We start from the raw sequence: 14,751 nt of genomic DNA on the forward strand, positions 1-14,751 counted from the left end.
GGAAGAGGCGCGAACTATACGGATCAATGACGGACCACGCAAGCCCTTTTTTAAACTTTTTTAGGCGGCGACCAGAGACGGTAAATGGAGCCTCTTAACGCACCTCAAACAGATGGTACTTCTTCTTACCAAGACGACAAATAAAGAAACGCCCATACAGCGCGGAACCAGAGGCAAAACACTCGGCCACCCGGAGGTTGTCCTCCGAACCGCGAGCAACGCCATTGATCACTACCGCCTCACGGCCGAGCGCATCTTTTACCTGCTTGCCGGAGGCAGCCATGCCCGCGTCCACCAGCAGCTGGGTCAACGGCTCTTTACCCAGGGCCTCACGCTCAAGCACCGAGAACGGCAGCCCGTCCAGCTTCAGCTGCTCCAGATCTCCCTCACCCAAACTGGACAGGTCATGGCTGAACAGCGCCTCGGTGATTCGCTCGGCGGCGATCAGCCCATCGACGCCATGGATGAGCTCCGTCATCTCCCGAGCCAAGACGCTTTGTGCCTGCGGACGTCCCTGCCGCTCGCGATCCTCACTCTCTATCCGCTCAATCTCTTCCAGAGAGAGGAAGGTAAAGTAGCGCAGAAACTTATAAACGTCGGCATCCGCCGTCCCCAGCCAAAACTGGTAGAAGGCATAAGGCGAGGTTTTCGCGGGGTCCAACCAAACGGTGCCACTCTCCGTCTTGCCAAACTTGGTGCCATCCGCCTTGGTGACCAAAGGCAGCGTCAGGCCATATACCTGGCCACCGTGCAGGCGGCGAGTCAAGTCGATGCCCCCGGTGATATTGCCCCACTGGTCACTACCACCTATCTGCAGCGTGCAGTCATAGCGGTTATACAGCTCAGCGAAGTCCAGGGACTGAAGCAACATATAAGTAAACTCGGTAAAGGAGATCCCCTCCCCCTCCCGCTCGATACGCTGGCGCACGGACTCCTTCGAGATCATATTGTTGACCGCGAAGTGCTTCCCCACATCCCGCAGGAAGTCGAGAATGCTCATCTGCCCAACCCAATCCAGGTTGTTCACCACTTCCGCCGAGGTCTCGCCACAATCAAAATCCACAAAACGGCTGACCTGGCCTTTCAGCTTATCAGCCCAACCAGAGACAATGTCGGGGGTGTTCAGTTTGCGCTCCTGCGCCTTGAAGCTCGGGTCGCCGACAAGGCCTGTGGCGCCCCCCACCAGGGCGATGGGCTTATGCCCCGCACGCTGAAAGCGCTTAAGCGCCAGAAGCGGCACCAAATGCCCGATATGAAGGCTGTCCGCCGTAGGGTCAAAACCACTATAGAGAGTGCGGCTCCCGCCGGCCAAATAGTCATTCAACGCATCCCCGCCCGATGTCTGGGAGACTAACCCGCGACTCTGCAGGTCTTGAAGCAAACCGGGTTCCACTGCTGCCATTGCTGCACTCTCTATTTGAATTGGATGGACACCCCCTCGGGGGCCGACAAAAAGGGCTGTCAAGATACCGAATCCGCCCGTAAAAACAAGGGCATGGGCGCCATTCGGCGCCAATTTGATCTATTGCTTATTTACGGGGTGCTATTAGGCTGGAATTCTGTTATAACTTAAGACCACAGCCACACTTAGATAACGGGTTTAAGTTTTCCATGAAACCCTTTGAAAACACGAACAAAAAGCGGCTTTCAGCCTTCCTGCGCCAATATCCACGCAGCCATGTTATGGCGGCGAGCTCTCTTTTTGTTGGGTTGGCGCTGGCATTAACCCTGTCATCGACCGGGGGAGAGGCGAAATCCGAGCGCCAAAGCCGGTCATTGACACTGGATTTAACCCAGTCTGAGGCGTCGTTTGAGACTGAGACGGCTCGCCTGCCGGCCGCGACCGAGCAAAGCGAAGCGCCCACCAACGAAGCCGCTGTTTCTGCACCACCGGAGCCAGCCTCCGAACTGACCCGCACCAGCTACACGGTTAAGTCCGGGGACAGTCTCTCCGTACTGTTCAAGCGCGCCGGCCTCACTGACCGCGACCTCTATGAACTGATTGACCAAGCCCCCGAGGCCCGGGCGTTGCGGCGCATTATGCCAGGCAACGAAATCACCTTCGGCCTCTCTCAAGACGGGCAGCTGGAGGAACTGGTCTACCAGCGCGACCGGCTGCGCAGCCTGCGATTCATCCGAGCCGAAGGCAGCTTCGACGCCGAAGAGCTTGAGCGTACGCCCGATGTTCAAATCGCCTATCGGCGAGCCACCATTGACAGCTCCCTCTTTCTCGCGGGCCAGGCGGCTGGCATGACAGACAACCTCACCATGAAGCTCGCCGGAATTTTTGGTTGGGATATCGACTTTATTTTAGATATTCGCCGTGGCGACACCTTCAGCGTGCTGTTTGAAGAGCACTTCCTCGACGGGGAGAAAATCGGCAATGGGCCGATCCTGGCGGCTCAGTTCACCAACCGAGGCACCACCTATGAAGCCGTGCGCTACATAGGGGCCAACGGCGACTCAAATTACTATACTCCTGAGGGCCGCAGCATGCGACGCGCCTTTTTGCGCACCCCGGTGGAGTTTACCCGGATCAGCTCTCCCTTTAACCCAAACCGGCGCCACCCGGTGCTCAACACCATACGAGCCCACAAGGGAACCGACTATGCGGCGCCACGAGGCACCCCGGTTAAAGCCTCTGGCGATGGACGGGTCAAATTTGCCGGTCGCAAAGGCGGGTACGGCAACACCATTATTGTGCAGCACGGCCAAACCTATCAAACCCTGTACGCTCACCTGAACGGCTTCCGCAAGGGCGTACGCTCTGGCACTCGCGTCAAACAAGGGCAAACCATTGGTTATGTCGGCTCTACCGGCTTGGCCACCGGCCCTCACCTGCACTATGAGTTTTACATGAACGGCGCGGTCCGCAACCCGGTTACCGTGGAGCTACCGCAAGCCGAATCAGTACCCTCCTCCGAAATGGCACGCTTCGAGTCACAAGTTCAGCCCATCCTGGCCGAGCTGGAAAAATATCAGCGCGACACTCAACTGGCGAGCCTGAGCAAAGACCTGCAGGCCAACTAAATGCCCAGCTCCGAGCTGTACATCGGGCTGATTTCCGGCACCAGCGCCGACGCCATTGACGCGGCGCTGGTGGACTTTGAGTCCGGCACCCCCCGCCTGCTTGCCCACCACAGCGAGCCTCTGGATGTGAGCACCAAAGCCGTCATCCATCAGCTCGCCCAGCCGGGTCCCGACGAGATTGATCAGCTTGGCGACCTGGACCACAAGCTCGGGGTGGCATTTGCTCAGGCAGCCAACCAGCTGATGGAAAAGGCCGGCCTTAGCGCCCGCGATATTGCCGCAATCGGCAGTCATGGCCAGACGCTTCGTCACCGTCCGCCCGGTAACGGGAAAACGGAACCGTTTACTTTGCAGGTAGCGGACCCCAACCTGATTGCCCACCATACCGGTATTACCACCGTGGCCGATTTTCGACGCCGCGACATGGCGGCCGGAGGCCACGGTGCACCCCTGGTTCCGGCCCTGCACCATGCGTTATTCCACAATGATGGTATTGATCGGGCAGTCATCAACATTGGCGGTGTTGCCAACGTTACCTGGCTGCCGGCCTCTGACGCGACCACTGGCTTTGATACCGGACCAGGCAACAATCTTATGGACGCGTGGGTACAAAGGACACAGGGGAAAGCGTTCGATGCCGATGGCCAGTGGGCCGCCAGTGGCACCCCTAACGACTCATTACTTGAGATTTTTCTAACTCACCCTTTCTTTCGTTTAACCCCGCCCAAAAGCACCGGTCCCGAAGAGTTTCACCTGGCGTGGCTGGATGAGTGCCTGCTGCAGCTGGATGAGACCCTCAGGCCGGAAGATGTGCAGGCGACGCTGCTATCACTGACCGCGCGCACCATTGTAGACAGCCTTGTCCCGCTCTTGGCCCAAAACGGAGAGTGTGAGGTGTACCTCTGTGGTGGCGGCGCCCATAACAGCCAGCTACGGGAAGCGCTGAGCGCCCTGCTTCCCGGTACGAGCGTGGGACAAACCGATTCGCTGGGTTTGCCTGCGGACTGGGTAGAGGCGGTGGCATTCGCGTGGATGGCAAAACAAACCCTTAGCGGGCTGTCCAGCAATTTGCCGGCGGTCACGGGGGCCTCGGCGCCCCAGATTCTGGGGGGTATTTACCCTGCCCAAAGGTAAGCACTCGGGCAGGCTAGAGCCTAGATAGAAAAGGAAGAGCCGCAACCACAGGTACTGGCTGCGTTGGGATTCTCGATCACAAACTTGGCGCCCTGAAGGTCTTCGCGATAATCCACCCGCGCCCCCAATAAATAAGGGTAGCTCATGGCATCGACCAGTACTTTCACGCCGTCCTGGTCAACCACCGCGTCGTCTTCGGCCGCCACCTCATCGAACGCAAAACCGTACTGAAACCCAGAACAGCCGCCGCCGGTGATGAACACCCGCAACTTCAAGTCAGGGTTACCCTCTTCTTCGACAAGATTGCGAACTTTGGCCACGGCGCTGGGGGTAACGTCCAGCACCGCGCCGGGCACAAATACTTCAGGCGCAGACATTGATGACTCCAATGATGACTTCAATAGGCATTATACGTCTTACCCGACCAAAATAGTCAAGTATTGGCCGTTGTCTTAATATCGTCTTTAGCCGGCCCAGATACGTCGTTCTTGGCGCCTTTTTTCTGAGCCTCGGCCCCACTGTAAACCAGACTACCGTTAACCTGCGACCCCTTGACCATCTCGATTAGCTGGTAATGGACATTGCCTTCCACCACCGCCTTTGCGGCCAACTCAACATGCTTGATTGAATGGACATTGCCGTTAACCTTCCCGTTGATGACCACCATCGGGACCCGAATTTCGCCCTCAACAGAGCCTTTTTCGGCCACCACCAGTTTGGCGTCATTCCCACTTTCAGCGATGATATTGCCTACCACTGCTCCCTCAATTTGCAGGTCGCCGGTAAAGTGCAGATCGCCCACCACTTTGGTGCCGCGGGAAATCAGCGTGTGATTGCTTGAAAATGCCATAGCGTTGCCTTTTATTAACCACGTAATCAGCGTTAGGTTACAATTCCTGCACCAACCAACCGAATTTCTTTTCCACCGTTTGCGAGTCGCGCCCGCTGGAACGGGCCACAATCTCGATTCGTTCAGGCTCAAAGTTCTCGGGAAGCGTCAAGCGCCCTTCAATGTTCTGAAAGTAGCGAAACCGCAGCCGAATGTTTTCACTGTCCTCCTGTTCGGAAATCTGGTGGAGCGACAGTGTTTCCGTCTGCTGATTTCGGCGCCCTACAATTTTGAACGTCAGGTTGCCATTGAGCACTTGGTGGTCAGTGGCGAGCTGCTGCACGACCAGCTTGTATTCAAATTGCCGCGGAATACCGGTCGCCAACACGTTCAAGGAGCCGATCGTCAGCCCCGTGTTGTTGTCTCCGGGCGACATCAGGCCCCGATAGAACGTGATATCTTCCTCCAGTGCGGCGATCTCCTCCTTTAGCTCAATGACCTGATTGCGCATTTCCTGGGAGGCCTGCTGATCCACCTCAGCCCCCAGCCGCAAGTTCGCCACTTGCTGTCGCAACTGTTCGGACTCTTCGGTCAGCGCCGCCACTTCCTGTCTCAGACGATTGCGCTCGGCTACCGCCCCCGACTGCTCGGAGGCTCCCTGATGATACCCCCAGTAATAGCTCGCACCGATGGCGGCGGCAGTCAATACCAAGAGCACCAGGGCGACTAGCACGCGCCTGACGGGCCGGTACGGCACTACCACCATCCGGTGCTGTTTGCTGCCTTTCACTTCTGCCATAGGATCTGCGCCCTCTTTGAAACCATCTCAACGGCCCGGAGTGAGGTCACGGCAACAGCGCCACAAGGTCCAAACCGGCCGTCTCCTCAAAGCCGAACATGATGTTCATGTTCTGCACCGCCTGACCCGATGCCCCCTTGGTCAGGTTATCAATCACGGAGAGCACAACGAGCGTATCACGATCCTGTGGGCGAAAAACGGAAATACGGCAAAGATTCGACCCCCTCACCGAGCGGGTTTGCGGGTGCGCCCCCGCGGGCAACACGTCGACAAAAGGCTCATTGGCAAAGCGCTGCTCGTAAAGCGCCTGCAAATCCGGCAGCGCCTCTGGCTCAAGGGCTCGCCCGTATAGTGTCGCGTGGATACCGCGAATCATGGGTAAGAGATGGGGCACAAAGGTCACCCGCGCCGGGTCAGCGGCTTTGGGCTGAACATCACGCAACCCCTGCTCGATTTCGGGCAAATGCCGATGGCCGCTCGCCGCATAGGCCTTAAAGCTGCCGCTCACTTCCGTAAGCAAGGTATCCACCTTGGCTTGGCGGCCGGCGCCCGTGGCCCCGCTGGCGGCGCTCACAATAAGGTTATCGGTGGCTACCAGGTTTTGCTCCAGCAGCGGCAGAAAGCCCAATTGCGCGGCCGTGGGGTAACACCCCGGACAGGCCACCAGGCGAGCGCTCCCTATGGCGTCGCGGTTCACTTCCGGCAGCCCGTAAACGGCCTCGTTGACCAGTTCCGGGCAGCCGTGGGCCTGGCCATACCACTGACCCCACAACTCAGTATCGCGCAACCGGAAGTCCGCAGAGAGGTCAATGACTCGAGTGCCAGTCTGCAGAAGCGAGGGCATCAAGTTCTGCGCCACGCCGTGCGGGGTGGCGAAGAACACCGCATCGCACTCCCCCAGACGCTTGACATCCGGCTCTGAAAAAACAAGGTCGGTATGACCGCGCAGGTTGGGGTACAAATCCGCGACGGGGATACCGGCTTCGGCCCGGGAGGTAATCACGGACACACTTACTTCCGGGTGTTTTACCAACAAGCGCAGCAGCTCGACCCCAGTATAGCCGGTGCCCCCCACAATACCCACGTTAATCACAAGCAAACCTCTCTCTGCTACAAAACCACAAATGATCACGGGCCGGAGCTTGGCCCCCGAGCCTCGAAACGGCCTATAATACGGACCTTCCACAGAAACCGAAAGTGCGAAGCTCAAAGTCCCTCGACCGCAAAGGAGCCCCATGCCGCCCGAGCCTACTCCCCTGGAACGTTTTCGCCAGCGCCGCCGGCTCACCGCCGAGCGTTGGCGCAACCGGCTCGCTCACGTGGACGCCTTGCCCCAACTGACTTTGTTGGGGTTGGCCAGCGGAATTTTAGCCGCGGGCGTGATCGTTCTGTTTCGCTGGCTGGTGGAAGGCACGCTCGGTAGCGCCCTGCCAGTGAGCGGCGAGCACTTTGAGGGTCTGCCCCCAGAGTGGCGTTTCGCCTTGCCCGTGGCCGGCGCCCTGCTTATTGCATTGCTTATGCACTGGTTCTCCCCCCGCCACCGGGAAACCGGCGTGGGTCATGTCCTGGATCGGCTGCACAACCACCAGGGCTACCTACCTCTGCGCAACGCCGCCGCTCAATTTTTTGGAGGCGCCATCGCGCTGATAACCGGCCATTCCGCCGGGCGGGAGGGGCCCGCCGTCCACCTGGGGGCGGCCAGCGCCAGTAAGCTGGGGCAGTGGCTGGAGCTGCCCAACAACAGCCTGCGGCCATTGGTGGCCTGTGGGGTCGCCGCCGCCATTGCCGCCTCCTTTAACACCCCCATGGCCGGCGTGATCTTTGCCATGGAGGTGGTCTTAATGGAGTACACCATTGCCGGCTTCATTCCGGTCATCCTGGCGGCCGTGGCGGGCACCACCCTGACCCAGTTGGCATTTGGGCCGGATATTGTTTTCGTGGACGGGCGTCAGCTCACCGGTCACCTGGGAGAACTCCCGGTGATGGCGCTAATGGGGCTGCTGATCGCCGCGGCGGCCGCCCTCTACATTCGACTTCACTGCTATTGCACCAAGCACACCAAACGCTGGTCGCTGTGGATACGTCTGCCGCTGGCCGGCTTGATCGGCGGCGTCGGGGGCTTGTTGGTGCCCCAGCTCATGGGGATGGGGTATGACACTATCGACAGCGCCCTGGCCGGGGAGTTAGCGGGGCCTCTGCTCGTTCAAATTTTAATGGCCAAGCTGGTGGTGACCGCGTTGATCTTGGGGCTAGGGGTTCCCGGGGGCGTCATCGGCGCCAGTTTAGTGATGGGAGCGTGCCTGGGGGGCGCGGCCGGGGTAATGGCTGCTTATTTACCGCTTGAGGTAAGCGAACCGGGGGTCTACGCCATTGTAGGAATGAGCGCGATGATGGCGGCGGTCATCAATGCGCCGCTGGCGGCCATTATCGCCATTCTCGAGCTAACCTATAATCCGGGCATTCTCTTTCCGGGCATGTTGGTCGTGGTAGTCGCCTGTCTGGCAACGCGCTGGCTTTTCCGCAGCGAAGGTTTGTTTTCCACCCTCTTAGAGCAAGATGGCAAGAGCAACCGCCCGCAGCTTATGCAACAGCTGCTCAGCCGTACGGGCGTTCGCAGTCTAATGCACCGCCGCTTCTGGCACGCCCAGCGGGAACTGAGCCTCACCCAGGCCCGCGGAGTTCTGAAGCTGCAACCAGAGTGGATTGTGCTACAAGAGAAACAGATACTGGTGGAGCCCGCCGCTTTGGTGCGTTATCTTGAACAACTCAGTGAGGCCGGCGAAGCCGAGCAAGAGGAGGGTGCCACGCTCGACTTGTTGGGAATTCCCGCACGTCGCCTGGAAATGGTCGCCATCGCGCCCAGCGCCAACCTCTACGAAGCCTGGCAGGCCTTGAATAAGGCCCAGGTGGACGCCCTGTACGTCCCCGCGCCGGGTGGCGGCATTGCCGGACTGCTCACCCGGGACCAGCTCGAAAGCTATTACCGACTATAAATCACTCACTCTCGCCAACAGGAGAGATCATGCTCTGGGTTAAGGCCTTTCATCTGGTCGCTGTGGTCTGCTGGTTTGCAGCCCTGTTTTATCTTCCTCGGCTCTTTGTCTACCATGCTATGAGTGAAGACAGCATCAGCCGGGAGCGTTTTAAGGTCATGGAGCGCAAGCTGTATCGGGGGATTGCCACGCCCAGTCTGATTGCGACGGTGGCGCTTGGCCTGTGGCTTTCCGGCGGAAACTGGGATTACTATCACGAAAGCGGCTGGTATTGGTTAAAAATGACATTGGTAGCCACCCTGGTGGTCTATCATTTTGTATGCGGTCGGTTTCTCGTCCAGTTCCGAGAGGACCGCTGCCAACGGAGTCACGTTTTTTTCCGCTGGTTTAATGAGTTTCCGGTGTTTCTGCTGATCGGCATTATTGTACTGGCGGTGGTCAAACCTTGGCACTGACCGATCCGCAAACACCTGCTCCAGGAGGTGTGGCATGACGTCCATTGATCAACAGGTCCCCGTGGTTTTAGCACTGTCCACCCAGGACCCTTCAGGGTGCACGGGTATACAGGCGGATATCGAGGCCTGCGCCAGTCTCGGTTGCCACTGCACCCCAGTTGTCACCGCCCTCTGCGCCCGCGATACCCGCAGTATTAAGGATCTGCATCCCGTTCCAACGACCTTCCTCATCGAACAGGTGCGTGCCGTCTTGGAAGATGTGCCGGTAAAGGCCATCAAACTCGGCTTTCTGGGGCAGATTAACCACATCGAAGCGGTACATACGATTCTCAGAGACTACCCCGACCTGCCCGTCGTGCTTGAACCCACCACTCAACTGGCGGATAGCCCTCCGGCCGAAGCGGAAAGTCTGAGGGATGCCCTCAAAAGCTTGCTACTGCCGCTGTGCACCCTCATCACGCCGGATCTGGTGGAGGCCCACGAACTGGCCCAACAGGGCGACACCCTGGACGCTTGCGCTCAGGAGATTCTGGAAGCCGGCAGTGAATACGCCTTAATATCGGGCGCGCGACGCACCCAGGCTCACTATGAGAACCGCCTGTACAACAGTCAGGGGCTGGTGAAGAAGTACCAGTGGGAACGGCTGAGTGTTTTGAGCCACGGGGGCGGGGCCACCCTCTCGGCCAGCATTAGCGCCTACTTGGCTCATGGCCTGCGCTTGATGGACGCGGTAGAGCAGGGGCAGAATTTCACTTGGCATACATTGCAAGTCAGCCGTCGCCTGGGAATGGGCCACAGTATTCCCAACCGGCTGTTCTGGGCGGACCGTAACCACTCCGGCAAACGCGGGCCCGGCGGCGGCTGCTGATTCGGCCGTTTTCCCGACAGGAGTTAAACGGTAAACTGCGCCTCCGTGAACTCGGAGGTCACCATGCCCGAACACCCACTCTATGCTATTGCCACCACTCAATCCCTGGGCAGCGAGCTGCTGACTTCGGTGGAAGCCGCCCTGCGCGGCGGCGTCGGGTGGGTGCAGTACCGAGACAAGTCCCAACACACCCAGCGCCGGCGGAGCGAGGCGACAGCCCTAGCGTCGCTTTGCCGCGATTATGGCGCAAAGCTCATTATTAACGATGACCTCGAGCTGGCCCTCGCCTGTGGCGCCCACGGGGTCCACCTGGGCCAGGGGGATGGCAGCCCCCGCGAAGCGCGCCAGTGCCTTGGGCCGAGCGCGATTGTCGGCGTGACCTGCCATGCCTCCATGGCCCTCGCTCGCCAGGCTCTGGCGGATGGCGCCACCTATCTTGCTTTTGGCCGATTTTTCCCCTCCCAGACCAAACCACACGCGCCTCCCGCTCCGCTGGCGTTGCTAAATGAAGCCCGGCGGGCGTTCGAGCACACCCCCTTGGTGGCCATTGGCGGCATCACTCTGGATAATGCCCGGCAAGCACTCAGCGCGGGCGCCGATCGGGTGGCGGTGGGCGAAAACGTATTTGGCGCCCACGATATCGAAAGCCAAGCCCGGGCGTACCGGCGCCTGAGACCGTGAGAGAAGCTGTACACTGCCATTCATTACCGCCCCTAATTAAATAGAGGACAGAATTTTATGAGTCGATCCGAAGAGCTGTTTACCCGCGCGCAGAAACACATCCCCGGCGGTGTTAACTCCCCGGTTCGGGCTTTCAAAGCCGTCGGCGGCACCCCTCGGTTTGTCGAACGTGCCGAGGGCGCTTACGTATGGGACGCCGACGGTCAACGCTATATTGACTATGTCCAGTCCTGGGGTCCAATGATACTAGGGCACGGCTGCGCTCCGGTAACCGAAGCGGTCATCGCCGCCGCGCGAAACGGGCTAAGCTTCGGTGCCCCAACCGAGCGGGAAACCGAGCTGGCCGATACCCTGTGCGAGCGGGTTCCCAACATGGACTTGGTGCGCTTGGTCAACTCCGGCACCGAAGCGACCATGAGCGCGATTCGCCTCGCCCGCGCCTTCACCGGGCGGGACAAGATTGTGAAATTCGAAGGCTGCTACCACGGCCACTCGGATTCGCTGCTGATCAAGGCGGGGTCCGGTGCCTTGACCTTTGGCGTCCCCAGCTCCCCGGGGGTACCCGCCGTCTTGGCCGAGCACACCCTGACTCTGACTTATAACGATGCCGACCAGGTTCGCCAGGTGTTTAAGGAAATGGGAGAAGAGATCGCCTGCGTTATCATCGAGCCGGTGGCGGGCAACATGAACTGTATCCCTCCGGTTACGGGTTTTCTCGAAACTCTGCGTGAAGTCTGCGATGACTCCGGGGCGGTATTGATTTTCGATGAGGTAATGACCGGTTTCCGTGTGGGCCCCAAAGGCGCGCAGGGTCTGTTCGATGTAAAAGCCGACCTGATCACCCTTGGGAAAGTCATCGGCGGCGGCCTGCCGGTCGGTGCCTTCGGGGGGCGCCGGGATATTATGGAGATGGTGGCGCCCACCGGCCCGGTGTACCAGGCGGGCACATTGTCGGGCAATCCACTGGCTACCGCCGCCGGCGTGACCACACTGCGAGAGCTGGCCCGGGAAGGGCTTTACGAGCAACTCACAGAGCGAACCCGGCAGCTAACCGAAGGGATGCAACGCATTGCGGATGAGGCGGGCATCCCCTTCACCACCAACTACCGGGGCAGTATGTTCGGCTTCTTCTTCACCGAAGAGGCAACCGTTAGCCGGTATGACCAGGTCATGGCCTGCAACACCGAGCGCTTCAACCGCTTCTTCCACGGTATGCTCGAGCACGGGGTTTACCTTGCACCGGCCTCCTTCGAAGCCGGGTTCATGTCAGCGGCTCACACCGAAAGTGATATTGAGCAGACGCTCTCAGCGGCTCGCGAGGTGTTCAAAACGCTCTAAGGCCCATCAGTAAAGGTTAACCACACCACAAATTTAAGCGCGGGGACTTGCCTCCACCGCGCCTAACGCTTAATCTTGGCGGAGGTTCCTCAATCCTTGGGCGCTGGGCCGGGCAGAACTTCCGCCTGCTAGCTGTTTCGGGACTCGCTATTAGGGAACGAACGTGCTGTTACGGACTCCATAGCTTTACCGCACGAAACTGTTTTTTTATGGAATACACTTCTGTTCACCAAATCGGGAGATAAAGATGAACAACCTTTTGAAAAGCTTTCTAATTCTTATCGCGGCAACGGGTATCCTTGTAGGCTGTAGCTCTACCTCTACCCAGGAAGAGCCCACCGAAGAGCCCACCATGACTGAGCCGGAGCCCGAACCCGCCCCGGAACCCGAGCCGGAGCCGGAGCTGGACACCACTTTCTACTTCGACTTTGACAAATCCACCCTCAAGCCCGACGCGCGTTCTACCTTGGTTGCTCACGCCGAGCGCCTGAAGGAAAGCGATGAAGACGTCCGTCTGGAAGGCCATGCCGACGAGCGCGGTACCCGCGAGTACAACATGGGCCTGGGCGAGCGTCGTGCCAAAGCCGTACGTGATTTTCTGGTACTGCAAGGCGTATCCGCCAGCCGCATCGAAACCATTAGCTACGGTGAAGAGCGTCCCGCAGTACAGGGCAGCACCGAGCGTGCCTACTCGCAGAACCGTCGCGTGGAAATGATTGTTCAGTAAACGAACGCTCAAAACCCGCATACAAAGACGGCGCCTTTGGGCGCCGTCTTTGTATTAGCCTTGCGCACTCTGTTATGAGTAAAGGAACAATGGTTCCCGCAGAAACGGATCACTTGTAGGAAGCGTCGTTTCCAATTAGCGTTAGCGCTTGTGTTCCTTACAAATACACTTCTCCCTTCCAACGCTCCGCCTGCTCACGCATGGCTTCCGCCTTGTCAGGCAAGTTCCGGCGCTCGTATATTTCCGCAGCCAGGGTATAAAAGCGCGGCTCCTGGTTTTCTTGCTTCATGGCCGCTTTAACGTAACGCTCGGCTTCTACCAGGTTGCCCTCAGCCAACTGCTCCTGAGCCAGGGAATACAGATAATAGGGGTTGCCATTGCGGTGCGCACGTGCCCGCTGATAAAAGTAAGCCGCTTTCTCCTCCTCGCCGGCTGACTGATACAGACCGCTTAGGTTGCTCATCAATGTCAGGTCTGTGGGGGCCTGTGCCAGCCCCTGCAAGTAGGCTGTTTCCGCCTTGTGTAAGTGCCCTTTGCCTCGGTACAAGGTGCCCAGGTTGTTCCAGACAAACCCCTGCTGCGGGTCCAAAGACAGCGCCTTGCGTAAATGCAAAAAACCGGCCCGAGATTGCCCTTCGGCGATCAACTCCATCCCCCTGTTGTTGTAAAACTGTGCGGCCACGCGTTGGTCCTCGATCACTGTCTGATCGTACATCGGGCTGTAGCGCTCCATCTCCAGGTCAATGACCAACTGATCCCCGAACGGCAACATCACTTTGGCGTTAACATGGCGAAACAATAGAAATGTCTCGTTATCGCGCAAGTCCCAACTCGGCGGAACTTTTACATCATTCACCTCCGCCTTAAGTCCCATATGACGAGCCATAGCCACATACATCAGGGTAAAGCTCAGGCAGTTGACCTGGCGCTCCTCAAACGCCTCTCGGGCAGTGGCGGTATGCAGGGCGCTGTAACGCATGCCCAGCCCTCCCGCCATCGGGGAGGAGAGCAACCGCTGGTGTAGCGCCTGGGCACGGGCGGCCGCGCTACGATGCTGCATCGCCACTTCATCGGCCACCAGCCGCATCTGTGGGGTCAACTCAAAGAGTGGGTAGTCTGGGGGGGTGTCATCGGAAACTGGGGCGTCAAATAGGGCCTCCCCGGACAGAATTTCATCCAGCTCTTGGGGAGTCGGTGTCTGAACCCACTCTGGAAGGGGCTCCAGTTGAGTGCAGGCACTTAAGCTAACCACGATGGCCAGCAGGATATAGCGAAGGCTCATGGGAACACCTCCCGCGCGGTGGCTCGCCGGTGCCAACGGCGCCGGCTATATTCCCATTATAGCATTTTTTGCGCCGCCTTCAGGCCAGTTGCCGGTGCTCAAATTGCCCCGCAAGCGACTTGCTCAGGCAGAAGCTGAGGGGGTAGCCGTAAAGCGAATGATACTCAACCTGGACTCCGCCTTCGCCCTGCTTCAAAGCTTGCTCCAGCTCGATAAAATAGTCCTCCATTGTGCCGACGACCTCCCCCACCGCTACCGGTGCTCCCGTGTCCAGGTGGTGAGCACCGGCCACTTGGCCACCCACAACGCGCACGCGAATATCCGCCGTGGGCAAGCCGCCTCCGCGCCGACTCAACGTAAACTGGTAGTTATCAAAACCGCTGAGCTGCCACAGCTGGCGGTAATAGGCCAGTTCCGACTCGGGGGTGTAGGACTTATCCCGCAGCCGCCGACGCAACTGCAGGAGCGCCTGAGGCTCTGGAGCATCGCCGTTGGAGGCGATGTTCATCGAAATCATGAAAAAGGTTTGCATGTTAAACGCGGCTCCTTTGCATAAAAGCGTACGGGGGCATATAAGCCAACCGGGCCACAAACGTGTGCCGGGGCACTAAAAGC

At 59.0% G+C, this 14,751-nt stretch carries 15 protein-coding genes; 8 read left to right on the forward strand and 7 right to left on the reverse strand.

Translation table 11 applies throughout. From position 1 onward, the window contains the following. Positions 1-94: 94 nt before the first annotated feature. A complete protein-coding gene (tyrS, locus tag AAE514_RS14085; protein WP_347332192.1) occupies positions 95-1,402 on the reverse strand; it encodes a tyrosine--tRNA ligase in 1,308 nt (435 codons plus the stop codon). A gap of 281 nt (positions 1,403-1,683) precedes the next feature. Here tyrS and AAE514_RS14090 point away from each other — a divergent pair, with 281 nt between their 5' ends. Continuing rightward, complete coding sequence (locus tag AAE514_RS14090; protein ID WP_347332193.1) at positions 1,684-3,030, forward strand: peptidoglycan DD-metalloendopeptidase family protein; 1,347 nt, start codon at positions 1,684-1,686, stop codon at positions 3,028-3,030. Next, complete coding sequence (locus AAE514_RS14095) at positions 3,031-4,164, forward strand: anhydro-N-acetylmuramic acid kinase (protein WP_347332194.1); 1,134 nt, start codon at positions 3,031-3,033, stop codon at positions 4,162-4,164. It begins immediately after the preceding gene. Between the two features lie 20 nt (positions 4,165-4,184). Here the strand turns inward: AAE514_RS14095 and erpA are convergent, their stop codons facing one another. The 4 genes from erpA to argC are packed head-to-tail and all read right to left on the reverse strand — an operon-like array spanning position 4,185 to position 6,885. Next, the gene (erpA, locus tag AAE514_RS14100; protein WP_347332195.1) at positions 4,185-4,541 is read right to left on the reverse strand and encodes an iron-sulfur cluster insertion protein ErpA; all 357 of its coding nucleotides are present in this window, start codon (positions 4,539-4,541) and stop codon (positions 4,185-4,187) included. Positions 4,542-4,597: 56 nt separating this feature from the next. Then, the gene (locus AAE514_RS14105) at positions 4,598-5,014 is read right to left on the reverse strand and encodes a bactofilin family protein (protein ID WP_347332196.1); all 417 of its coding nucleotides are present in this window, start codon (positions 5,012-5,014) and stop codon (positions 4,598-4,600) included. 37 nt (positions 5,015-5,051) lie between these two features. Continuing rightward, positions 5,052-5,792 (reverse strand): DUF6776 family protein, encoded by a 741-nt coding sequence (locus tag AAE514_RS14110; RefSeq protein ID WP_347332197.1) that lies wholly within the window; start codon positions 5,790-5,792, stop codon positions 5,052-5,054. A gap of 46 nt (positions 5,793-5,838) precedes the next feature. Next, the gene (argC, locus tag AAE514_RS14115; RefSeq protein WP_347332275.1) at positions 5,839-6,885 is read right to left on the reverse strand and encodes an N-acetyl-gamma-glutamyl-phosphate reductase; all 1,047 of its coding nucleotides are present in this window, start codon (positions 6,883-6,885) and stop codon (positions 5,839-5,841) included. A gap of 142 nt (positions 6,886-7,027) precedes the next feature. Here argC and AAE514_RS14120 point away from each other — a divergent pair, with 142 nt between their 5' ends. The 6 genes from AAE514_RS14120 to pal all read left to right on the forward strand — a co-directional run bounded on the left by AAE514_RS14120 (position 7,028) and on the right by pal (position 12,854). Next, positions 7,028-8,785, forward strand: coding sequence for a chloride channel protein (locus AAE514_RS14120; protein ID WP_347332198.1), 1,758 nt, complete (start codon positions 7,028-7,030; stop codon positions 8,783-8,785). 29 nt (positions 8,786-8,814) lie between these two features. After that, positions 8,815-9,240: a protoporphyrinogen oxidase HemJ gene (gene hemJ / locus AAE514_RS14125; RefSeq protein ID WP_347332199.1), complete on the forward strand. Its 426-nt coding sequence runs from the start codon at positions 8,815-8,817 to the stop codon at positions 9,238-9,240. Between the two features lie 34 nt (positions 9,241-9,274). Further along, positions 9,275-10,108 carry a bifunctional hydroxymethylpyrimidine kinase/phosphomethylpyrimidine kinase gene (thiD, locus tag AAE514_RS14130; protein ID WP_347332200.1) on the forward strand — a complete coding sequence of 278 codons (834 nt, stop codon included), beginning with the start codon at positions 9,275-9,277 and terminating at the stop codon, positions 10,106-10,108. A gap of 63 nt (positions 10,109-10,171) precedes the next feature. Continuing rightward, on the forward strand, positions 10,172-10,789 hold the full coding sequence (thiE, locus tag AAE514_RS14135) for a thiamine phosphate synthase (RefSeq protein WP_347332201.1): 618 nt from the start codon (positions 10,172-10,174) through the stop codon (positions 10,787-10,789). Positions 10,790-10,846: 57 nt separating this feature from the next. Next, complete coding sequence (gene hemL, locus AAE514_RS14140; RefSeq protein WP_347332202.1) at positions 10,847-12,127, forward strand: glutamate-1-semialdehyde 2,1-aminomutase; 1,281 nt, start codon at positions 10,847-10,849, stop codon at positions 12,125-12,127. Between the two features lie 247 nt (positions 12,128-12,374). After that, the gene (gene pal, locus AAE514_RS14145; protein ID WP_347332203.1) at positions 12,375-12,854 is read left to right on the forward strand and encodes a peptidoglycan-associated lipoprotein Pal; all 480 of its coding nucleotides are present in this window, start codon (positions 12,375-12,377) and stop codon (positions 12,852-12,854) included. 157 nt (positions 12,855-13,011) lie between these two features. On the opposite strand, the gene AAE514_RS14150 is transcribed toward pal, so the two are convergent. Continuing rightward, positions 13,012-14,136, reverse strand: coding sequence for a tetratricopeptide repeat protein (locus tag AAE514_RS14150; protein ID WP_347332204.1), 1,125 nt, complete (start codon positions 14,134-14,136; stop codon positions 13,012-13,014). 79 nt (positions 14,137-14,215) lie between these two features. Then, positions 14,216-14,668, reverse strand: a complete 453-nt coding sequence (locus tag AAE514_RS14155; RefSeq protein ID WP_347332205.1) for a DUF6174 domain-containing protein — start codon at positions 14,666-14,668, stop codon at positions 14,216-14,218. Positions 14,669-14,751 lie beyond the last annotated feature (83 nt).

The sequence above is a fragment of the Marinimicrobium locisalis genome (assembly GCF_039822625.1).
Lineage (GTDB): Bacteria > Pseudomonadota > Gammaproteobacteria > Pseudomonadales > Cellvibrionaceae > Marinimicrobium > Marinimicrobium locisalis.